The sequence below is a fragment of the Nocardioides sp. AN3 genome (assembly GCF_054653495.1).
This window is the reverse complement of sequence record NZ_BAAIGC010000029.1, coordinates 48,915-69,011: the sequence shown is the minus strand read 5'-3', so window position 1 is coordinate 69,011 and position 20,097 is coordinate 48,915. Positions and strand designations below refer to the sequence as shown.

The 20,097-nt window shown below is 70.0% G+C and carries 20 protein-coding genes; 7 read left to right on the top strand and 13 right to left on the bottom strand.

Annotated features, from left to right (window positions below; genetic code table 11):
• Positions 1-475 precede the first annotated feature (475 nt).
• Positions 476-718 (top strand): hypothetical protein, encoded by a 243-nt coding sequence (locus tag ACYQ1K_RS22825; protein ID WP_459985634.1) that lies wholly within the window; start codon positions 476-478, stop codon positions 716-718.
• Here ACYQ1K_RS22825 and ygiD read toward each other — a convergent pair.
• The 13 genes from ygiD to ACYQ1K_RS22760 all read right to left on the bottom strand — a co-directional run bounded on the left by ygiD (position 715) and on the right by ACYQ1K_RS22760 (position 13,603).
• Complete coding sequence (gene ygiD, locus ACYQ1K_RS22820; protein WP_459985633.1) at positions 715-1,590, bottom strand: 4,5-DOPA-extradiol-dioxygenase; 876 nt, start codon at positions 1,588-1,590, stop codon at positions 715-717. The two genes, ACYQ1K_RS22825 and ygiD, sit on opposite strands and share 4 nt — an antisense overlap.
• Positions 1,591-1,685: 95 nt before the next feature.
• Positions 1,686-2,513: an ABC-2 transporter permease gene (locus tag ACYQ1K_RS22815; RefSeq protein WP_459985632.1), complete on the bottom strand. Its 828-nt coding sequence runs from the start codon at positions 2,511-2,513 to the stop codon at positions 1,686-1,688.
• Positions 2,510-3,421, bottom strand: coding sequence for an ABC transporter ATP-binding protein (locus ACYQ1K_RS22810; protein ID WP_459985631.1), 912 nt, complete (start codon positions 3,419-3,421; stop codon positions 2,510-2,512). The genes ACYQ1K_RS22815 and ACYQ1K_RS22810 overlap by 4 nt, the downstream gene beginning before the upstream one ends.
• A gap of 98 nt (positions 3,422-3,519) precedes the next feature.
• Positions 3,520-4,194, bottom strand: coding sequence for a response regulator (locus ACYQ1K_RS22805; RefSeq protein WP_459985630.1), 675 nt, complete (start codon positions 4,192-4,194; stop codon positions 3,520-3,522).
• Positions 4,191-5,396 (bottom strand): sensor histidine kinase, encoded by a 1,206-nt coding sequence (locus ACYQ1K_RS22800; RefSeq protein WP_459985629.1) that lies wholly within the window; start codon positions 5,394-5,396, stop codon positions 4,191-4,193. The genes ACYQ1K_RS22805 and ACYQ1K_RS22800 overlap by 4 nt, the downstream gene beginning before the upstream one ends.
• Before the next feature lie 148 nt (positions 5,397-5,544).
• Entirely contained in the window at positions 5,545-5,799 is a 255-nt protein-coding gene (locus ACYQ1K_RS22795; RefSeq protein WP_459985628.1) for a DUF1272 domain-containing protein, read from the bottom strand.
• Between the two features lie 193 nt (positions 5,800-5,992).
• Positions 5,993-7,486 (bottom strand): Dyp-type peroxidase, encoded by a 1,494-nt coding sequence (locus tag ACYQ1K_RS22790; RefSeq protein WP_459985627.1) that lies wholly within the window; start codon positions 7,484-7,486, stop codon positions 5,993-5,995.
• Positions 7,468-8,724: a hypothetical protein gene (locus ACYQ1K_RS22785; protein ID WP_459985626.1), complete on the bottom strand. Its 1,257-nt coding sequence runs from the start codon at positions 8,722-8,724 to the stop codon at positions 7,468-7,470. The genes ACYQ1K_RS22790 and ACYQ1K_RS22785 overlap by 19 nt, the downstream gene beginning before the upstream one ends.
• Positions 8,725-8,751: 27 nt before the next feature.
• Positions 8,752-9,192, bottom strand: a complete 441-nt coding sequence (locus tag ACYQ1K_RS22780) for an ester cyclase (RefSeq protein WP_459985625.1) — start codon at positions 9,190-9,192, stop codon at positions 8,752-8,754.
• A 1-nt stretch (position 9,193) separates the two neighbouring features.
• Positions 9,194-10,564: an FAD-binding oxidoreductase gene (locus ACYQ1K_RS22775; protein ID WP_459985624.1), complete on the bottom strand. Its 1,371-nt coding sequence runs from the start codon at positions 10,562-10,564 to the stop codon at positions 9,194-9,196.
• 10 nt (positions 10,565-10,574) lie between these two features.
• On the bottom strand, positions 10,575-11,390 hold the full coding sequence (locus ACYQ1K_RS22770) for an SDR family NAD(P)-dependent oxidoreductase (protein ID WP_459985623.1): 816 nt from the start codon (positions 11,388-11,390) through the stop codon (positions 10,575-10,577).
• Between the two features lie 12 nt (positions 11,391-11,402).
• Positions 11,403-13,205, bottom strand: a complete 1,803-nt coding sequence (locus tag ACYQ1K_RS22765) for a peroxidase family protein (protein ID WP_459985622.1) — start codon at positions 13,203-13,205, stop codon at positions 11,403-11,405.
• On the bottom strand, positions 13,202-13,603 hold the full coding sequence (locus ACYQ1K_RS22760; protein WP_459985621.1) for a hypothetical protein: 402 nt from the start codon (positions 13,601-13,603) through the stop codon (positions 13,202-13,204). The genes ACYQ1K_RS22765 and ACYQ1K_RS22760 overlap by 4 nt, the downstream gene beginning before the upstream one ends.
• A gap of 153 nt (positions 13,604-13,756) precedes the next feature.
• Between ACYQ1K_RS22760 and ACYQ1K_RS22755 the strand changes: the two genes are divergently transcribed.
• From ACYQ1K_RS22755 to ACYQ1K_RS22730, 6 genes are all read left to right on the top strand, one after another.
• Complete coding sequence (locus ACYQ1K_RS22755; protein ID WP_459985620.1) at positions 13,757-15,622, top strand: S8 family peptidase; 1,866 nt, start codon at positions 13,757-13,759, stop codon at positions 15,620-15,622.
• Between the two features lie 36 nt (positions 15,623-15,658).
• Positions 15,659-16,960 carry an alpha/beta fold hydrolase gene (locus ACYQ1K_RS22750; protein ID WP_459985618.1) on the top strand — a complete coding sequence of 434 codons (1,302 nt, stop codon included), beginning with the start codon at positions 15,659-15,661 and terminating at the stop codon, positions 16,958-16,960.
• 163 nt (positions 16,961-17,123) lie between these two features.
• Positions 17,124-18,407, top strand: coding sequence for a hypothetical protein (locus tag ACYQ1K_RS22745; RefSeq protein WP_459985617.1), 1,284 nt, complete (start codon positions 17,124-17,126; stop codon positions 18,405-18,407).
• Entirely contained in the window at positions 18,407-19,072 is a 666-nt protein-coding gene (locus ACYQ1K_RS22740) for a peptidoglycan-binding domain-containing protein (RefSeq protein WP_459985616.1), read from the top strand. The genes ACYQ1K_RS22745 and ACYQ1K_RS22740 overlap by 1 nt, the downstream gene beginning before the upstream one ends.
• Positions 19,073-19,099: 27 nt before the next feature.
• Positions 19,100-19,696: a hypothetical protein gene (locus tag ACYQ1K_RS22735; RefSeq protein ID WP_459985615.1), complete on the top strand. Its 597-nt coding sequence runs from the start codon at positions 19,100-19,102 to the stop codon at positions 19,694-19,696.
• 20 nt (positions 19,697-19,716) lie between these two features.
• Positions 19,717-20,097 (top strand): effector-associated constant component EACC1, encoded by a 381-nt coding sequence (locus tag ACYQ1K_RS22730; RefSeq protein WP_459985614.1) that lies wholly within the window; start codon positions 19,717-19,719, stop codon positions 20,095-20,097.

Sequence of the window (20,097 nt, the reverse complement as noted above, 5' to 3'; positions counted from 1 at the left end):
GCGCCACCACACCCTCGCCGACCACCCCGACCACACCATCGAACAACTCCGACCCGGACGCATCCGCATCAACAGACGCTGCTGAGCCAGCCTGCTGAACCGACACAGCAGCAGCGAGCGTCCGCCACCCTCGGAGAGCACATGCCAGCCCGAAGGGACACCCCGAGCGGCCAGGCAAGAGACCGCTCCACCTGGGAGGGCACCGGCCGCGTCACCGCTCCGCAACTGGTCTCAACGTCCAGTGCCGAGGCCAACCGCAGCGCCCATTCAGACCAGTTCCGCCGCGCTCGCAGGTCGAGCGCGACGCCCCGCCGTCGTCCGGCGTCCGCGGCGGGCCCGCACAGACAACAGAAGGGACGGCGCTACGTACTCCGGAGATACGTACCGACATCCGTAGTTCCGCGGGTGTGCGCCTGCTCGTCGCGTAGCAGCCTGGGGGGCAGAAGATGTCGATGCCCGGATGGAAGTGATCGTGATGACCGCCAGCAGCCAGCTCTCCCGCGACGAGCAGATTGCGGCGGCGATCACCGCGAACCGGATGGAGCGGGTCGACGGCTGCGAGTGGGCCACCCCCGCCGTACGCGACGTGCTCGCCGAGTTCGCCGCCGACCTCCGTCCGAGCATCCCGCTCTCGGCGGTCTTCGACCGGATCCGGCGTGCCGTCGAGGCAGACCGTGCCGGCGTCGACACCCCCGCCCGCCTGCAGCTCGTCTCCTAGATGTTGGAGGCGTCCGGCGGGACATCCGAGGGCGGTCGAGGGGCGCCCCCTGCAGCCGAGGTCGGCGCGCACGACATGCCCAAGGTGTACGCCGTCATCGACAGCGACCCGTAGGTGTAGCCGTCGACGAGCACGCGGGTGTCGCTCGTCTGGCCGGCCGCGTCGGCCAGGCCCGCCAGATACAGCGCCGGGATGAAGTGGTCGGGAGTGGGGACGGCGTGGGCGTAGTCGCCGTGGGCGTCCAGGGCCGCGAACCGGGTCGGGTCGTGCAGCATGCGCTCCTTGGCTGCCTCGTCGAAGCGTCGTGCCCAGTCGTAGCCGTCGTCGGCCAGCTTCCAGTCCATGCCGTGCAGGTTGTGCACCACGTTGCCGCTCGTCACGATGAGGACTCCCCGTGACCGCAGCGCGTGGAGCTTTGCGCCGAGCTCGAGGTGGTAGTCGAGGGGCTTGTCGGCGTTGATGCTGAGCTGCACCACCGGGATGGAGGCGTCGGGGAAGGCGTGCACGAGCACCGACCAGGTGCCGTGGTCGATGCCCCAGCTGTCGATGTCGGCTCCGACCCAGGTCGGCTTGACGACGTCACTGATCTCGGCCGCCAGCTCCGGCATGCCGGGCGCGGGGTAGTCGACGTCGAACAGCTCCTGCGGGAAGCCGTAGAAGTCGTGGATGGTGCGGGGCCGTGGCATCGCGGTCACGGCGGTGGCGTTGATGTACCAGTGCGCACTGACGACGAGGATCGCTCGTGGCCGCGGGACCGACTCCCCGAAGGCGCGCCAGGCAGCTGTGTACCGGTTCTCCGAGAGCGCGTTCATCGGGTTGCCGTGCCCGAAGAACGCTGCCGGCATCAGGGGTGCGGCGTCGCTCGTGCTCATGGCATCCTCCGGTGGCTGGGTGGCTCAAGTGTGCCCCAAGGCACCGACTCCTCAAGCCCCGCCATCGGAGTGGCGGGGCCGTGCTGGGTGAGCGGTCAGTGCACCTCGGACCTCATGACGAGGCGGAGACCGAGGATCCCGGGCAGGACGATCCAGATGGTCCCGGCAGTGGCGATGTGTGCCCAGTCCGCGCCGTTCCGCATGCCGTCGAACAGGAAGCTCTGGGCGTAGTTGAGGTCCACCCAGGGCTGCAGGTCGGCGAACCACTGCTGGCTGGTGGCGAGCAGCCCGGACATGGTGGGCACGAGCAGCGTGATCACGAAGTAGGTCACCAGTCCGCCGGCGGAGCTGCGCAGGAGCATGCCGAGCATGGTGCCGGTCAGCAGGCAGGTCAGGTTCCCCAGCACGATGGTCAGCGCGTGCCCGAGTGAGATGTCCCAGACCTCAGGGACGCCGGCGATGGCGCTGCCCGCGACGGTCCCGACGGCGCCGATCGCGAAGGCGAACACCATCGAGCCGATGGCGACAGCGACCGACGACAGCGTCTTGGCGCCGATGACCCGGCCGCGGTCAGGCACGTAGGTGAACGTCGTCAGACCGCTGCGCTGGCTCCACTCGCTCGTGATCGAGAGCAGGGCGACCATCGGCAGGATCACCGTGATCGGGAAGCCGATCGCCTTGGCGAAGGTGTAGTAGGTCAGGTCCGCATCGGGCGCGAACGCGATCGTCGCGACCGTCGCGACGAGCCCCGTGATCCCGATGCTCGCGATCAGCCAGAACCCCGATCGGGTGTCGAACATCTTCCGGAGCTCGACCCGCACGGTCCGGCTGAGCGGGATGGGGGCGGCCTCGGTACGCCGATCGCGGACGCGGTCGACGACGCTGGCGGTGTGGGCGGTGCTCGTGTGGGCGGTGGTGCTCATGCCGCTGTCCTCTCTGGACGTGAGTCCCGTTGGGTGTCGGCGGTGAGCTCGAGGAACATCTCCTCGAGGCCGCCGCTGTCGGCGGAGCGCAGCTCGGTGAGGGCCACGCCGCCGTCGTACGCCGCCGCTCCGACCACCGCAGGCTCCGTGTCGGCGCGAAGCGACCCGTCGTCGGACACCGTGGTCGTGATGCCGGCGGTGGCCAGCACCCGCTGGAGGGAGGGAAGGTCCGCGGCGCGGACCACGGTCCCGGCCGCCTGGAGCAGCTCGGCCTTGGAGCCCTGGCAGACGAGTCGGCCCTGGCCGATCATCACGATGTCGTCGGCGACGATCTCGATCTCCGAGAGGAGGTGGGACGAGAGCAGGACGGTGCCGCCGTGGTCGGCGTGATCGCGGAGCAGGTCGCGCATCCAGCGGATGCCGGCCGGGTCGAGCCCGTTGGCCGGCTCGTCCAGGATCAGCACCTGCGGGTCGCCGATCAGCGCCGCCGCGATCCCGAGCCGTTGCCGCATGCCGAGCGAGTAGCTGCCGACCCGCCGGTCGGCCTCGCTCTCGCTGAGGCTGACCAGCTCGAGCATCTCCTCGACCCGACTGGCCGGGACGCCGATGACACGCTGGGCGATGGTGAGGATCTCCCGACCGGTGCGGCCGGCATGCTGTGCCGACGCGTCGAGCATGACGCCGACATCCCGACCCGGGTTGGGCAGGTCGGCGAAGCGGCGGCCTGAGATCGTGGCAGACCCCTCGGTGGGTGTCGTGAGGCCGACCATCATCCGCATCGTGGTCGACTTGCCGGCCCCGTTGGGGCCGAGGAAGCCGGTGACGCGGCCGGGTCGGGCGGTGAAGGTGAGGTCTCGCACGACGGTGGAGGCGCCGTACTTCTTGGTGAGTGACTCGATCGTGATCATGGTGACGACGCTAGGAACCGCGAGGGTCTCGCGCGTCGTCGCCAGGTCGCGTTCGTCAGGGCACCTTCCGCGGACCGGGGGTCCTCCCAAAGTCGGACTCAGCCGGAGAGGCCCGGCCCTCGGTCGGCCGTGTCGAAGAGGCCGGTCTGGTAGGCGAGGACGATGGCTTGGGCGCGGTCGCGGAGGTCCAGCTTCTGCAGCAAGCGGGTGACGTGGGTCTTCACCGTGGTGTCGCTGATGAACAGCTCCTGCCCGATCTCGGCGTTGGAGTAGCCCTTCGTGATCAGCCGGAACACGTCCACCTCCCGCGCGGTCAGGGTCTCCACCGCCTTCGGTGGCGCCTGCTGGTGGACGCGCGTGAACTGCGCGATCACCTTCCGGGTGATCGAGGGGGACAGCAGCGCATCGCCGTGGGCGACCGTCCGGACGGCCGCGATCAGCTGCTCCGGCGGGTCGTCCTTCAGCACGAAGCCGCTCGCGCCGGCCCGCAGCGCGCGGTAGACGTACTCGTCGATGTCGAACGTCGTCAGGATCAGGATCCGCGCCGACGGGTCGGCCTGGAGGATCCGCCGGGTCGCCTCGAGCCCGTCGAGCTCCGGCATGCGGATGTCCATGAGGACGACGTCAGGGCGCACGCGTGCCGCCTGCGCCACCGCCTCCACGCCGTTGCTCGCCTCGGCGACGACCTCGATGTCCTGCTCGTCGCCCAGCAGCATCCGGAAGCCGGCCCGCACCATCGCCTGGTCGTCCGCGACGAGCACCCGGATCGTCATGCGTCGCCTCCGGGCAGTGGCAGCGACGCGCGCAGCACGAAGCCGCCTGAGGAGGGCGTGAACGTCGACATGCTGCCGCCGTACAGCTTCACCCGCTCGCCGATGCCGATCAGCCCGTTCCCGTTCCCGCGCCCGTTGCCCTGTGGGTTCGTCGGCTCCTCGATCGGCACCTCTCGCCGCCGTACTCCCGCGCGGCCGTCGTCGCGCACCTCGATCCGCACCTCGTCGGGGGCGTAGTCGACGGTCACGTCCGCGTGGGCGGCTCGGGCGTGCTTGAGGCTGTTCGTGAGCCCTTCCTGCACGATGCGGTACGCCGAGAGGTCCAGCGCCCCGGGCAGGGGCACGGGTTCGCCGGTCAGGTGGAGGCGTACGTCGAGCCCAGCGGCTCGGACATCGGTCACCAGCGTCTCGAGGTCACCGAGGCCGGGGTGTGGTGCCAGCTCGAGTGCGTCGTCGCCGCCGCGAAGTGCGCCCAGCAGACGCCTCATCTCCGTCAGCGCGTTGCGACCGGCCTGCTCGACGTTCCCCAGCGCGTCGCGCTCCGGCGACGGCGGCATCCGGTGCCGGACGGCGCCGACCTGCAGGACCATCACGCTCATCGCGTGCGCCACCACGTCGTGCAGCTCGCGCGCCATCCGCGCGCGCTCCTCAGCGACGGCGAGCCTCGCGGCGGTCTCTCGGGCGCGCTCTGCCCGCTCGGCGCGCTCCAACGCCGTCTCCGCCTGCAGGTTGCGCTCGCGGAGCGCGAACCCGGCGACCCAGGCGACGACGAAGACCAACGGCGTGAAGAGCAGGTCGGCCGGCTTGCTGGTCGGCACGTTGGAGACGACCAGCCCCGAGCACACCAGCACGATGAGGACACCGGCTCGGGACTGGACGCCGCTGCGGAGACTGCCCAGCAGCACGGCGGCGAACAGGCCGGCGACGAAGATGCCGGCCTGACTCGAGATCAGCCGGCCGTCGAGGAAGCTCGCTGCGGCAGTGCCGATCCAGAACATCGCCGGAGCGACGAACGGGAAGCGCCCGCGAGCCAGCAGGACGAGGACCAGCCCGGCGATGAGCAACGTCTCGAGCCAGAGCCGCGCACCGTCGGGAGCCTCGGTGTCCGTGCGCAGTGTCGTCCCGATGGCGCTCTCCAGCGCCGCGACCACGATCAGGATGTCGAGGCCGTGAGCGACGAGGAAGCGCCAGACTCGCTCCACGGCCTCACCGTAGAACAGCTGCGGGACGGGCGCGTCCTACCTTGGGAGGACGTCCCCAGGCTCCGGGCTTCGCGCGCGGAGTCGGTTCGGGCGGGGGGATCGGGCGGGGATGGATCGGGCGGGATGGATCGGCGTAGGCGCTGATCGCTCAGGGGACGCGGTCGGCCGCTCCGCAGTCCGGCGCGAGCACGCGGACGGTGGACGCCGGATGCCGGAGCAGGGCGTCGGGCGGCCGGACGGGGCGCGGTGTGAAACCGCCGCCGCAGTTGGGACAGATGCCCTGCAAGGTCCTGTCGGTGCAGTCACGGCAGAAGGTGCACTCGAAGCTGCAGATCATCGCGTCCTCTGCCGTCGGCGGCAGGTCCTTGTCGCAGCATTCGCAGTTCGGACGTAGCTCCAGCACACGCCTATGTTCTCGCGGCGGCGGGAGGGGCACAGGTCCGATCCCGGCCTGATTGCGTGCGTATTCCGCCGACGTCGGGTGGCTCGCAACTGGTCTCAAGGGGCGGCTTCGCCTCGGGTTGTGGACGCCAGTTGAGACCACTTGCGCCGGCGTCCGACGGGCGTCGACTACGCCGACGCCTGACGGTCGTCGACTACGCCGACGTCCGACGGTCGTCCGCCAGATAGCGCAGCGCCCGGCCGCCGGGCATGAAGAAGTAGGCGCCGCCACGGGGCGTGACGAAGGCGGGGACGTCCGTGTGCCGGCGTCGGACGGGGGAGGCCTGGATGGTGAAGGACGTGCCGCGATCACCGTGGCCGCCGAGGAGCGGGTCCGCGTCGTCGAACAGACCGGCGAACTGCGGGTTCATGGCCCAGGTGTGAGACACGAACTCGAACTGGCGAGCGATGTCCGCGCACAGGGCGATGAAGTGCAGGCCGCGACTGGGTGCGGACTGCGCGTCCTCGGTCATCGACTCCTCGGGCTCGACCCGAGGCCCGAAGGAGCGCCCGCGGCGGATCAGCCGATGGCGGTTGGCCACCTCGACCGAGGCGCTGGTGCCGGGCTTGGGCGGGAGGGAGTCGCGCGGGTTGGTCCGACGGATGTGGCTCCCCAGCGGACAACGGGTCCCCTCGCGGTCGTCGGCGTCGTAGCCGAACCCGTTCTCCGTCGCCAGATCCACGCGGTCGACCTCGGGAGATCGTGTCAACGGTGCGCCACTGGGCCAACGCCCCACCATCCTCGCGGCGAGGGCGGTGCGCGCTGAGCCGTCGACCACACCGTCGTGGCGTGGGGCCTGCTGGTCGACGTACCTCCAGAAGCCGCCCACGTCCTGGTCGAGGGTGCGCACCACCAGGTAGCTCCCGTTGCGACCGAAGTCGTGCCCGTCGGCCAGCGACGCGGGCACGGGGGCCGACACCCCCGGCGAGGGGTCCGGCCGGGGCGGAAGCAGGTCGTCTGGGTCGAGGTGTGCGGGGACGAGAGGTGAGCGCGGATACTGCCCGTGGCCGTTGAGGTGACCGAGCACGAACTCACCGGTGGCAACCTCGTGGAGCGGATCGCCTCCCTTCCCGACGCCGGCCATCGTCGGCTGGGAGAGGCCGTCGCGGAACCCGAAGTGCTCGCGGAAGCCGATGTCCTGGGTGTCGAGGGCGCCGACCTCGACGACCCCGTGGTCCGCCATGAGCGTGCGATGCCGGGCCAGCGACTCCGTGAGCTCGGCGTCGTCGCGCGCGAAGACGAGGAGAAGCCCGTCGACCTGCGGGTTCTCCGGACCTCCCCAGGCCCACTGCCCGGGAGCCGCCGCGCCGACGTCACCCAGGAGGCGGCTGCGGTGCGCGCTCGCCATGCCCTCGAGGAACTCGGGAGGAAACCCCGAGACGGTGTCGGACGCTGGGCCCAGCGCGACCAGTCCGGTCGCGGTGAAGGCGACGTTCACCGCACCGGCCTCGGGCCGGTCGGGGCCGAAGGTGATCTCCGGGAGCAGCGCGCCGATCCAGTCGCGGGCGAGCGTCGCGTCGGTGATCCGGAGGATCAGATAGCCGGCGGCCCGGAGCTTGCCGTATCCCTGCAGGAGGAGGCCTTGGACGTCGCGGCTCTCCACGCCCAGACCTCGTCGAGCCGGCCCGGCTACAGCATGCTCAGCCATGCGTCGAGCTCCTTCCCGCCGAGGTCGGCGCTCAGCCCGGCCCGGAGCCGGGCGTTCTGGTCGATGGTCACGGCGGCCAGGTCGGGGTACGCCGAGTACCAGACCTGCGTGGGCACCTGATGACCGCGGATGAAGTTCTTGAACCAGCGCTCGTTGTGCGCGCCGTCCCGCACCATCCAGCGGGTCCGCGGGAACCCGGCCTGCTGGCCGAACACGGTGTTGAGCACCCACGCGACCTGGTCGACGAAGTCGTTGTTGTAGCTCTCCAGACTTCCGTCGTAGTAGCTGGTGAACAGCACCTGGTCGTCGTCGAGCCGCATGAACCGAGCGAAGTGGACGGTGGTCAGCCCGGACAGGCTGCCCGTCGTGAAGAGGTGCCGCGCGCAGTAGTCGCCCACCCGCTCGGTCAGCCGTGAGGTCAGCGACCAGAAGCGGCCGGGCCGGATCGGTGCACGGCTGGTGAAGGCGTTCTGCACAGCGAAGTCCTCCTGGTCGCCCAGGCGGCGGAGCTCGTCGGGGTCGGGCTCGATCTCGGGGAAGGCGTCGACGCGCTCGTGCCAGCGCAGCGCTGCCAGCCAGACCAGTGCAGCGGGGAGGCCGACAGGCAAGGTGACCACGAGGAGCGCCGGGACCGCCACCTTGTGCAGGGCCTCGCGCAGGCGCCACCCGAGCGCCGGTGGGGCCGCCGGCACCAGCGCCCAGGCCAGGTCGGGGTCCTCGGCGACATGCACACGCAGGGCGTCGCGGACCTGGACGGGCGTGAGCCGCGCGAGCGTCTCACCCCCTTGGTCGAGGAAGGTCTCGAGCGCTCCGCGCAGCCGCGCCTCATCCCGGACCTGGGGCAGCGTCCGCCCGACCGCATGGACGTAGAAGACCGTCGACCTGCGCAGGTGCGAGCGGAGGAAGGCGAGCCGGCTGCTGTGGTCCGGCGACGCGGGATAGTCGTCGCAGAACCCGAGGAGGTCGTCGAGCCCGGTCCCGGCGATCCGAGCCAGCTCCTCGAGACGCTCGGTGACCGAGGCGTCGCAGTCGAGCGTCATCAGCAGCGTCGCCTCTGAGGAGCCGGGCGTCGGCTCGAGGAGGACCACACGAGCGAAGTGAGCGTGTGGCAACCGGGAGAACGGGACGACCCGGTTGCCGCCGGGGTCCTTCGCCATCGCCTCGAGCAGGGCCTCGAGCTCACCGCACCGGCTCCGCGGCACCTTGCCGCTGATCGTGAGCGCCACCTGATGGGTCATCTCGGCTCCCGGTCGCGTCGCAGTCGTCTAGAACGGGTGGTGGATGCCGCCGAGCTGCTGCAGCAGGTTGCCTCTGTCGAACGCGACGCGGACCTCGGCGATCCTGCCGTCCCGGATGTGGAAGATGTCGATGCCAGGCACCGAGACATGCCGCTCCTTGAGCTGGATCCCGAGGAACTCGGTCTTGTGCGTGCCGGTCCAGGTGAACCGGATGGCCGCCTTGTCGCCCTCGGCGAAGAAGTCGTTCATCTCGAAGTGCACGTCGGGGAAGACCTTGAAGAACACCGAGAAGAACTGCTTGACCTCCTCGACGCCGTGCGCCTCGCCGTCCGGCACGATGGCCGGGTCGTAGAAGGCGATGTCGGGCGTGAAGAGCTCGTCGGCGAAGTCGACGTTCTGCTTGTTGGTCAGCTGCTCGAAGTAGCTGGTGGCGACCGCCTTGACCTCCTCGAGGGACATCTGGGTCATCTCAGGCCTCGCCTTCGGGAGCGAAGAGCTCCCGGAAGTAGTTGTTGAGCAGTCGGTCGGTCGGATCGAAGCGCTGGCGGTACTTCTCGAAGACCCCGAGGCGGTCGCCGAAGGCGCGGACGACCTGACGCCGCGTGAGAAGATTGGTCTGGTTGAACAGTGGCGTGCCACCGAGCTCGCTGCACATGGTGTTGTACTCGCGGAGGAACGTGTCCCAGCCGAAGTTGCCCGTCGACACCGGGTCGAACGTGATGATGGTGCCGTCGTAGCTGTAGGAGAACAGCGAGCTCTGGTCGGCGAGGATGCGGTAGCCGACGCTCAGCAGGTTGATCCGGTAGCCGGTCCGCTTGTAGTGCTCCTTGGACAGGTCGAAGTAGGCCTTGAGGCAGTCGACGTACCGCTCCTCCGGGAAGGCCCAGATGCTGAACAGGTAGCGCGAGTTGTTGGAGACCGCCGGGTAGCGGATCTGCTGTGCCATGGGCAGCGTCGACTTGCCCTTGATGATGTTCGTGAGCGCGAGCACGATCAACCGGTTGTAGAAGTCGACCAGCGCGGAGCTCAGCCACTTCCACGTGACGAGTCTGCTGACGTTGAAGCCCCACATGGGCGCCAGATGGCTCCACACCTCGTCACGCAGCTTCCACTGCCATCGGCTGAGGTGCTCGCCGGGCTGGAGGTCGTGGTAGCGGCGGAACTCGATCGTGATGGAGTCCTTGAACGGGTTGATGTAGAGCATCATCGACTCGCCGCGCTCCCGCAGCTCGGGCAGCTTGGCGGCGAACTCGTCGAAGGTGAAGTGCTCGTGGTGAACCTCGAGAGCGGCCAGCTTGCGCACCTTGAACGTCGCCTCGTAGATGATGCCGAAGAGCCCGTAGCTCGACCGCGCCACCTGGAGCAGCTCGGGGTCGCTCTCGTCGACCTCGAACAGCTCGCCGTTGGGCAGGACCATCTTGATGCCGACGGCGTAGGACGCGATCTGGCCGAACTCGCCCGGCATCGAGGCGTCCTTGGTGCCACCGCAGCACGCGCTTCCGATCGTGAGGTTGCCCAGCTCGACGTTGACGTTGAACTGCAGGCCGCGCTTGCGCAGCGCCTCGTTGACGTCGATGTAGAGGGCGCCCGCCTGCGCGGTGACGGTGTCGGTCCCGATCTCGAGGATCCGGTCCATCTTGCGCATGACGATCAACGTGCCGTCGTCGGCCGTGCCGCAGGCGGTCGTCGAGTGATTCGACCCGACGGCGCGCACCGGGGCCGGGTAGGTCTGGCGATCCTTCATGATCTCCACGATCTGCTCGACCGTGGTCACCTCGACGATCGTGTGCGGCGAGGAGGTGATCCCGCCGAACCAGTTCTTGACGCTCGGTGTGCTCATGGCTCGTCTCCTAGCGGGCTGACATCTTGGGCTTCTGAGCTGCAACGGCCTCCGGAGGGACGACCGAGGACCGGAGGGCCGGCTGCAGCAGCTGGGGGAACATGACCGCGACACGAGCGGCCAGGCGTTGGAGCGCCGGTGCGACCAGGATCTCGGCGCGGTTCTTGGCGATCGCCTCGACGCAGGCGTCGGCGACCTGCTCGGGCGTGACCTCGGGATGGGCGGCGCGAGCGCCGGTATCGGCCCACATGCCGGCGCCGGACACGAAGGTCGGGCTCACCAGGGAGACGCCGATGCCGCTGCCACGCAGCTCCTCGTGCAGTGCCTGGCCGAAGCCGCGGAGGGCGAACTTGCTGGCGTGATAGACCGATGACCCCGGCGTGCAGGCCAGGCCGGCGAGCGAGCCGATGATGACGACGTGGCCGGAGCCGCGCTCGACCATCGGCGGCAGCAGAAGGCGGATCAGCAGCAGCGTGGAGCGGATGTTGAGGTCCACGCTGCGCTCGATCTCCTCGACTCCGATGTCGAGGAGCCGCCCATTGGCTGGCAGCCCGGCGTTCGCGACGAGCACGTCGACCCCCGCCGTCTCCTCGGCCAGCCGGCGTACGTCGTCCACGCGCGCGAGGTCGGCGACCACGACGCGTGTCTCACCGCCGAGCTCGGCGGCGAGATCGTCGAGCTCCGTCTCCCGGCGTCCGCTCAGGACCAGGCGGCTGCCCTCACGGTGCAGGCGCCGCGCGATCGTCGCGCCCAGACCGCCGGAGGCGCCGGTGACGAGGACGGTCGCGCCGGCGAGCCGAACCGGCCGAAAGGTTTCCCGAGACACGACTGGCCTTCCTCAGGCGCTCCGCCGCCAGGCGGCGAACGCGTTGGGCACCTCGACGAGTGCCGGTCGAAGCTCCGGATAGTGGCGCAGGAGCACCGACTTCATCGAGTTGTCGTTGATCCAGGCGAACCCTTCCGGGGTGTAGACGTCGGGCGTGTAGTAGTCGGTGAAGAAGCGGTCGCTGTTGAGACGGCGCGACGCCATGAGGACGAAGATGCGGAACGCGGTGTCGCTGAACGCGAATCCCGCGGGCCGGCGTTCGGCGTACATCCCCACCTGCAGGTCCACCTTGTCGATGTCGCCGTCGTAGAGGTCGCGGATCTCCTGCGCCCAGTGGGGATTGTCGGTGAGCTCCTCGAACGTCGACACGGGCTCCAGGTGGATCAGGCGCCGGAAGGCGTTGTAGCGCGGCACTCCGAGCTCTCGGGAGCGGAGGATGTCGGTCGCCGCCAGGTCCTGGAGCCGTCCGTCCGGCCGCACGAACTCCTGCATGGAGCGGGGGTAGTTGTGCAGGCTGACGAAGCCAGGGGGCAGCGTTCCGAAGGAGTAGAGCAGGTCGCTCATGGGTATCTCGGCGAGGACCTCGAGCGCGTGCGGACCGGTGAGGTCGCCGAAGAGGCAGTCTCGGATCGTCTCGTCGTCCCGGGCCCGTCGCAGGCTCCACTCGTCGCGAATCAGCGGGTGCATGCGGTAGACGGCCGCGAACTCCTCGGTCAGCGCATACGGCACGCCGTAGTGGTCGGTCCTGCTGCCGGGGATGCCGCTGATGACCTCGCTCCCGCTGACCCGCCCGAACATCTTGTGCACGCGCTCACCGGCCAGGCCGAACCAGTTCGCCCGCATGCCGATGACGGTGGTCGGGTTGTTGATGACCGCCGGCGTCCACTCGACCGTGTGGATCTTGGCGAGCAGCGCCGAGTTCACCAGGCGGGCGCGCTGGAAGAGCTCCTCGTCGTCCCAGCCCGGGTACGCCGCACGCAGGTGGTCGCAGATGGCGTTGTGCTCCCGCGTGAACACCGTGATGAGCATGGCCATCCCGGTCCAGAAGCCGGTGGTGCGCGACGGGTCCTGACTGGGCTCCTTCGGCCACGGCAGCGAGCCGTCCGCGTTGACCAGCAGCTTCCCGTCGACCTTGCTGCGGCGCGCCGCGGTCAGCTCCTCGGACTCGCCGTAGATCTGCGACCCATCCCACCAGTGGGTGAGCACATTGATCCGCGTCTGCGGCGCGGTCGAACCCGGCGGCCGCGTCGGGTCGTCCATGGTCCGCAGGATCGTCATCGGCTTGTCCGGCCAGGGGTCGTCGTCGGCCAGCTCGACGACCCACGGGTTGTCCTTCGGGCTGGCGCCGTGGCTGAACCAGTCGTGGATCATGAACTGGAGCCAGGCGGCGATCAGGGAGTTGCCCCCGGCGACGGCGTCCAGCTGATGGCGGGTCATCAGGCGGCGGCTGACCTCGCGCGGGCTCGGGCTCGCCAGCACGTCCTCGGGTGCCGAGGGGGCGATGTCAGCGAGCGGTATGTTGCGGCCGAACCGAGTGCCGACCATGCCCATCGCGCCGTCGCTCAGGTCGTTCCAGCTGCCGTCCGCGGCCCGATGCGTCAGCTGCGACGCCTCCCGCGCGGGCGGTGTCGGCGCGCCGACGGAGGGCAGACTGCGCGTGTCGACGAGGTTCTGCTGGCGCAGCCGTGTGCGGATGCCGATGAGCACACCCAGCGCGACGGGGACCGGCAGCCGGTGCCAGCCGACGCGATGGTCGAGCCGCTCCGCGAGGGCGGTGTAGACCCGCCAGAAGGGTCCGCTCCGGTAGGTGGTCATGCCTGTCGTCCTCCGTGGGTGCGTGGGCGCGCAGCGACGGCGAGCGCGGTGTTGAGCGCCGAGATCGCGATGAGCGGCAGTCCGTTGCGGAGCCGGACGCGCCGGGTCACGGTGAGCAGCGTCGCGGTTGCGGTGTCGCAGGCGTGGATGAGCGGCGCCTCCGCGACCGCCTTGGCCCGTGCGGGCCCGTCGGCGCCGACGAGGTCGCGGCCGATCAGGACCGTGCGGATCCCGAACATCCGGAAGGCGTAGACCGCAGCCGGGCTGGGCGGATCGGCCGACTGCACCCGCCCGATGAGGAACTGCGGGACCACCAGGGCGAGTGTGCCGTTGATGATCCTGATCGCCGCGAGCACCAGACGTGCTCGGTCTGCCCCCACGGTGTCGACATGCGCCATCACTACCCCCGATCGTCGAGAAGGCGCGCTCCCTCTCCTCGATGGTGGTCAGCGCGGCGGACTAGGGGCAATGGCCCGAAATGACTAGGGACGTAGCCCCCTGAGCGCTGGAGGATGGAACGATCTGTGGCGCCACTCGGGTGGGTGAGGGACATGACAGAGCACGGCAAGCCCGGTCGGGAGCCGGGAGACGGCGACTTCTCGCCCGACAAGCTCTCCCGGCAGACGGCACCACCTGACCTGGAGGACGACGCGAACCGGCGCCGCTGGGGGCTCGGTGACAGCCCTGACGCCCGCGGGCCGTACCTCGTCGAGCTCAACGTGCTCCACGTCGACGGGCTGTCGGGGGCCACCGTCGCCTTCCGGCGTCTCTTCGAGCAGGTCTTCGACGAAGGCGCGTCGGGGATCCCTCCGTGGAACCTGACCAAGATCTCGAAGAGCTACTTCCGTGCCGACATGACCCTGGCCGAGTGGAAGCGGCTCGTCGCCGCGGACCAGGACCAGGCGATCGAGGCGGCCAGCGGCGTGGCGACGGCTGTCGCCACCACTGCTGCCGCCGAGACCGTGTCCACGTCCGTCCCGGTGACGCACACCGACGACTTCCCGTACCGCACCATCTACCGCCTGTGGCCCGACTTCCCTGTCCGGCCGCACATCTCCCACTCGGTCTCCACGATCAAGGCCGACGCCGCGCTCAGGTCGTTCGAGGCCAATGGGGCCGGCATCTGCTGGGCCGTGCTGGACTCGGGCGTCGACGCCACACATCCCCACTTCGGAGTGGAGGGGCGCAACCACCTGCTGCTCGACCCCGCCGTCGGGAACCTCCACCGATGCTTCGTCGAGGTCGACGGGGAGCTGCCCCCGGACCCGGACGAGGAGCGCGCCAGCGGGCGGCCACTGTCGGAGTCGGAGCGCAGCAAGCGCATTGCGCGCCATCGTGACCTGGCGCTGCAGGACGCGCTCGGTCACGGCACGCACGTCGCGGGCATCATCGCCGGAAGCGCCTCCACCACCTCGGGGGTGACGAACGTGGTGCTGGTCCGCCAGGACCGGATCGTCGCGGGCGACGAGGACGAGAACGAGCCCTCGCGGGTGACCGAGACGCTTGCCAAGCCGATCGCGCCGAGTGAGGCCGCACGGTTCCACGGCGTCGCACCGGGTTGTCGTCTGGTCAGCCTGCGAGTCCTCGACGAGTCGGGCGAAGGCAGGTCCAGCAACATCATCCGGGCGCTCGAGTACGTCCGCGAGAGGTTGAACGACAACCCCAAGCTCCTGCGCGTGCATGGGGTCAACCTCAGCGTCGGCTACGACTTCGACGCCGAGATGTTCGCCTGCGGACAGAGCCCGCTGTGCACGGAGGTGAACCGGCTGGTGCAGTCGGGAGTCGTCGTGGTCACCGCCGCCGGGAACACCGGCTACTCGACGCTGCCCACCACCTCCCGTGTGGCCAAGGTGGGCCTGTCCAACACGATCAACGACCCCGGCAACGCGGCGGATGCGATCACCGTCGGGTCCACCCACCGCGACTCGCCGCACACCTACGGGATCTCCTACTTCTCGTCCAAGGGCCCGACCGCCGACGGCCGCCTCAAACCCGATCTGGTCGCGCCCGGCGAGCGCATCATCTCCTGCGCAGCCGGCACCAAGAGGGAGACGACCCTCGCGGCCGTCCCCGCCGGCGCGGGGAGCGGGCCGGGGACAGACCCGGCGACAAGCCCGCCGACCGGTACGACGCCCGGCGCCGCGTCCGGGGCTGCGTCCGGGGCTGCGTCCGGGGCTGCGTCCGGGGCTGCGTCCAGCGCGACGACGGCGTACTACGTGGAGGACAGCGGGACGAGCATGGCCGCTCCGCATGTGTCCGGCGCCATCGCGGCCTTCCTCTCGATCCGCCGCGAGTTCATCGGGCGCCCGGAGGAGGTCAAGGAGATCTTCCTCTCGAGCGCGACACCGTTGGGGCGCGACCGCTACTTCGAGGGGCGTGGGCTCGTCGACCTGATGCGTGCCATCCAGTCGGTGTGACGCGGACACCGGCGAGCGGAGAGAGGAGCAAGGACCATGGTCGCTGGACAGTGGGAGGTCGAGTTCACCAAGGACGGTCGCATCTTCGACGAGGCCCAGGTCGACGCCCTGCTGGCCGGCCTCGCCGGCGCCACGGATCTCCTGGTGCTCGCCCACGGATGGAACAACGACCGCGCGGACGCGACCGCGTTGTACGACGGGCTGCTGACCTCACTGAAGGAGGTCGGACTCCCCGACTCCGGACGCGGGTCGAAGGTCGCCGTCATGAGGGTGCTCTGGCCGAGCAAGAAGTTCGCCCTCGAGTCCCTGATCCCCGGCGGGGGAGCGGCCTCTGCGTCGCCCGGAGTGGACGCGGCACTGCTCGCCGCGCTCGGGGAGCTCAAGCGCGACCCCGACCGGCTGGGCGGGCAGGGAGCCGACCCGACGCGGGCTGCCCTGGTGGACGGGGCGATCGCGCTCGTCCGGCAGCTCGACTCCTCGGCTGTCGCCAGACGTGAGTATGTGCAGCAGATCCGCGCGCTCCTGAGTCCGGACCAGGCGAGCGAGGACGACGGCTCCCGCGAGCTCTTCGAGCTCGATCCCGCGACGATCCTGGACCGCTTCTCCGAGCCCGTGCTGCCGACGGCAGGTGGGGGAGGAGCAGCAGGGCTGAGCGCGGGTGGGGCTGCGTCGCTCGGTGACCTCCTCAGCGGCGCCCAGGCTGGCGCCCGCAGGCTCGCCAACTTCGCGACGTACTACGCGATGAAGTCGCGGGCCGGTGTGGTCGGGTCGGGCGGTGTGTCGTCGGTGCTCGGCAGGGTTCGGGTCCTGGCGCCGTCCCTGCCCCTTCACCTCGTCGGGCACAGCTTCGGCGGTCGCCTCGTCACGGCCGCCGCGGCCACCCTTCCCGCGAGGGAGGCTCGCGTCAGCCTCGTCCTGCTCCAGGCGGCGTTCTCCCACAACGGGCTGGCGAGGCTGTTCGACGGCAAGCACGACGGAGCCTTCCGCACCGTCCTCGCCGATCGGCGGGTGAACGGCCCGGTCGTCATCACTCACACCAAGAACGACGAGGCCGTCGGCATCGCCTACCCGCTGGCCTCGCGGATCGCCCGGGACAGCTCGGCGGCGCTGGGCGACCAGAACGACCCGTACGGCGGCATGGGACGCAACGGTGCCCAGCACACACCGGAGCTCGACGCGACCGAGTCGGTGCTCCGCAAGGCCGGCACGGGGGTCTCCTACACCTTCAGCGCCGGCAAGGTGTCCAACCTGCTCGCGGACGCCGTGATCGCCGACCACAGTGATGTCCGGAGCACCGCCGTGGCGACGGCGCTCCGGGACGTGATCCGCCTTCCATGACGTGGGCGAGGATGCCGAAACATACCCAGAAGTGACGATTGTGCGGACAAGACGATCAGTGTCCAGCTCCGATCCCGTCCCATGGACGATGAGGGCAACGGCCCGTCGTTCTGGGCTTTCAGAGCGTCGCCCGCACCAGACTCGGATGTGAACGGGGCGTGACATGGCGAAGCGACTGGCGGTGCCGTCCGTCGAGGCCGCAGTCCGCGTCATGCAGGCGCGCCTCGACGTCTCCCACGCCGAGGGCCTCGCGCCCGACCAGCTGGCCGCGGCCGATGCGGTCCGCAGCTCGTTGAAGCTGGCACTGGACGCCTCTCGGGGCGAGGGCGACAACGCCAGCCGACGCGGACCGATGGGCTGGTGGCGGCGCAGGAAGGAGTGGTGGCACGGCACGCTCGTCGAGGCGTCGTACGCCTATCTCCACGCCGCCCGCGTGCAGATGCTCGACGTCTACGACGACGTCGAGCTCCACGCCGAGGTGCCCGCCGCCCTCGCGCGGGTCCAGGGGTGGCTCCGTCACGACGACCCGCGGTACGTCGGCGTGCATTCCTTCGCCGGCAAGGACGCGACGACGACGCGGGCCATGCTGCGGCGCTTGGTCGAGGACGGCTACGACGTCTCGGACCGACAGCACGCGAGGCTGCGGAGCTTCCGCAACATCGTGCTCGTCGCCGTCGGGCTCACCACGCTGGTCATCGCGGTCACGGTCCTGCTCGTCTGGAAGGACCCGAGGGCCCTTCCGATGTGCTTCCCGGACCCCGACAGCAAGGCTCTCCTCTCGTGCCCGTCCCGAGCGCATGCCGTGGCGCCGCAGAGCCAGGACATCCTGGTGGTCGCGCTGGCGGGCCTGATCGGAGGTGTCTTCGGCGCGGTCGTCAACATCCGCAACCTGCGGGGCACCTCCGCCTCCTACGACGTCCCCGTCGCGCTGGCGGTGTTGAAGCTCCCGCTCGGCGCGTTGACCGCGATCGTCGGGATCGTGCTCGTGCACGGTGCCTTCATCCCCGGCCTGTCGAACCTCGACACCCAGGACCAGATCGTCGCCTACGCCCTGCTCTTCGGGGTGGCGCAGCAGGCGTTCAGCAGGCTGCTCGACCAGAAGGCGCAGGACCTGCTCAACGGCCTGCCGACCAGGGAGAAGCCACCGGCCGCCGGTGCCGGCACTGCTGCTCCGGCGGCTGGCGCTGAGTCGTCGGCAGTTGCCGCCGGTTCGCCCGTGCCCGGCGTCGTGACGGCGTCGTCCGCGACTGGGGCGGCCGGCGTGGCTGGGTCGGCTGCTGGCCGAACGCCCGACGAGGGCGAGGCCGATGCGCTCGCCGACGAGGAGCTCGCCAAGCCGGAGGAGCCTCAGGAGCTCCTCGACAACCCCGAGGGCGACGAGACCGACCAGATCCAGGACGACTCCTCCGACGTCATGCCGGACGCGCCGGTGAGGGACCACACCTGATGCGAGACTTCAACCAGGCCAAGGCCTTCGCCCTCGCCCAGCATGAGAACCCGAGCCGGAGCTGGTTCAACTGCTGCCAGATCTTCTCCCGCCAGTGCGTGGGCTCGCCGCCCTTCGGTGAGTCGGCACGCCTCGCCTTCAACAGCATCCCGACGGCCCACAAGCACGACACGTTCCCGCCTCCCGCCGGGTCGATCGCCTACTACGGCTTCTCCGACCACGGCTCCGGCCACGCCGTGTTCGTGGTCGAGGGAGGCAACGTCTGGTCGAACGACATCCTTCGCAGGGGTCAGATCGACCGGGTCCGCTGGGACGTCTTCCCGTCCCGCTGGCGCCTGCCCTACCGAGGCTGGATCGCGTCCTGTCCGGCCGGCGACCTGCCGGTGCAGGAGCGCAACGGCCAGGGACTGACGTTCCGGCAGCGAAAGAAGGTCTACCGCAGCAAGATGCGGTTCCGCCAGCCTGACTCCGACAGCGTCTGGAACCTCCAGGTCGCCCTGATGGCGCGTGGCCTGATGGAGGCTCCCACCGCCTACTACGGCCGCAAGACGCTGGCCGCCTGCGCGGCCTTCCAGCGCCAGCAGGGCTGGACCGGTCGCAACGCCGACGGGATCGCAGGCCCGGAGACCGTACGGCGTCTCGGGCTCGTCTGGGTCCCCAAGTAGGCCCACGGAGGTGAGTGTGGTGCGCCGATGACCAGTCGCTATCCCGGACGTCGGGTCGCCCACCGGACGCCGCCCCGTCTCACCGACTCCATCCGTGGCGTCAAGTGGGCGGCCGACCATCACTACCGCTGGATCGACGTCAACGCCCTTCCGTCGCAGGAGCGGACCCTGCATGCGCAGCACGGTGCGCCGTACGGGCTCGCCCAGCAGGGGTTCCTGCCCAAGGGCGACACTCGGCGCGTCCAGGATCTGACCGACGCCGAGCTCGCGGCGCTCCGGTCCTCCGACGGCTACCGGGTGCCGATCATCGAGCAGATCATCCAGGTCTGCGCCGAGGAGCAGGTCAACCTCGAGCTCGAGGCCAAGGACCACCGGTGGTTCACGCTGGCCGAGACGTGGAAGCCCGTGGCCGAGGCGGCGCTCGCGGCCTGGGGCCCGACGTGGCAGGACCACCTCAACGGCAAGGTGCTCACGGACCTGTCCGGCGGCCTCGACTACGCGCTGGCCGTCTGCTCGGCGATGCACGAGGCCACGGTGCCGTCGATCATCCTGCCGCGCCGAGCCGCCCGGATGCAGCGTCTCGACCGGCCGTTCATCACCTTCAACCACGGCGGACGTGTCTGACCTCCGGAAGGAGTCTGCTCATGACGAGCGAGATCATCATCGAGGTCGTCGACCCGACGGCCGATCTGGAGCAGCTGGACCGGTCGGCCCACGCGCTGCGCGAGGAGCTCCTCGAGATCCCCGAGGTCGAGTCCGTGACGACTCGGGCCAAGGGGCCGGCGCCCCAGGGCGCGAAAGGCGTCGACGTGGCCTCGATCGGCGAGATGATCGTCGTGGCCCAGTCCGGGGTCGCCCTCGTCGGGAGCCTGATCGGGCTCCTGCAGGGTTGGCTGAGACGACGCGAGCCCGGTCAGAGCCTCAAGCTGACGATCGACGGCACGTCGATCGAGCTGGCGGCGACCTCGGAGCAGCAGCAGGCGCTGGTCGAGGAGTTCCTGCGCCAGGTGGCACCCGCGACCTGA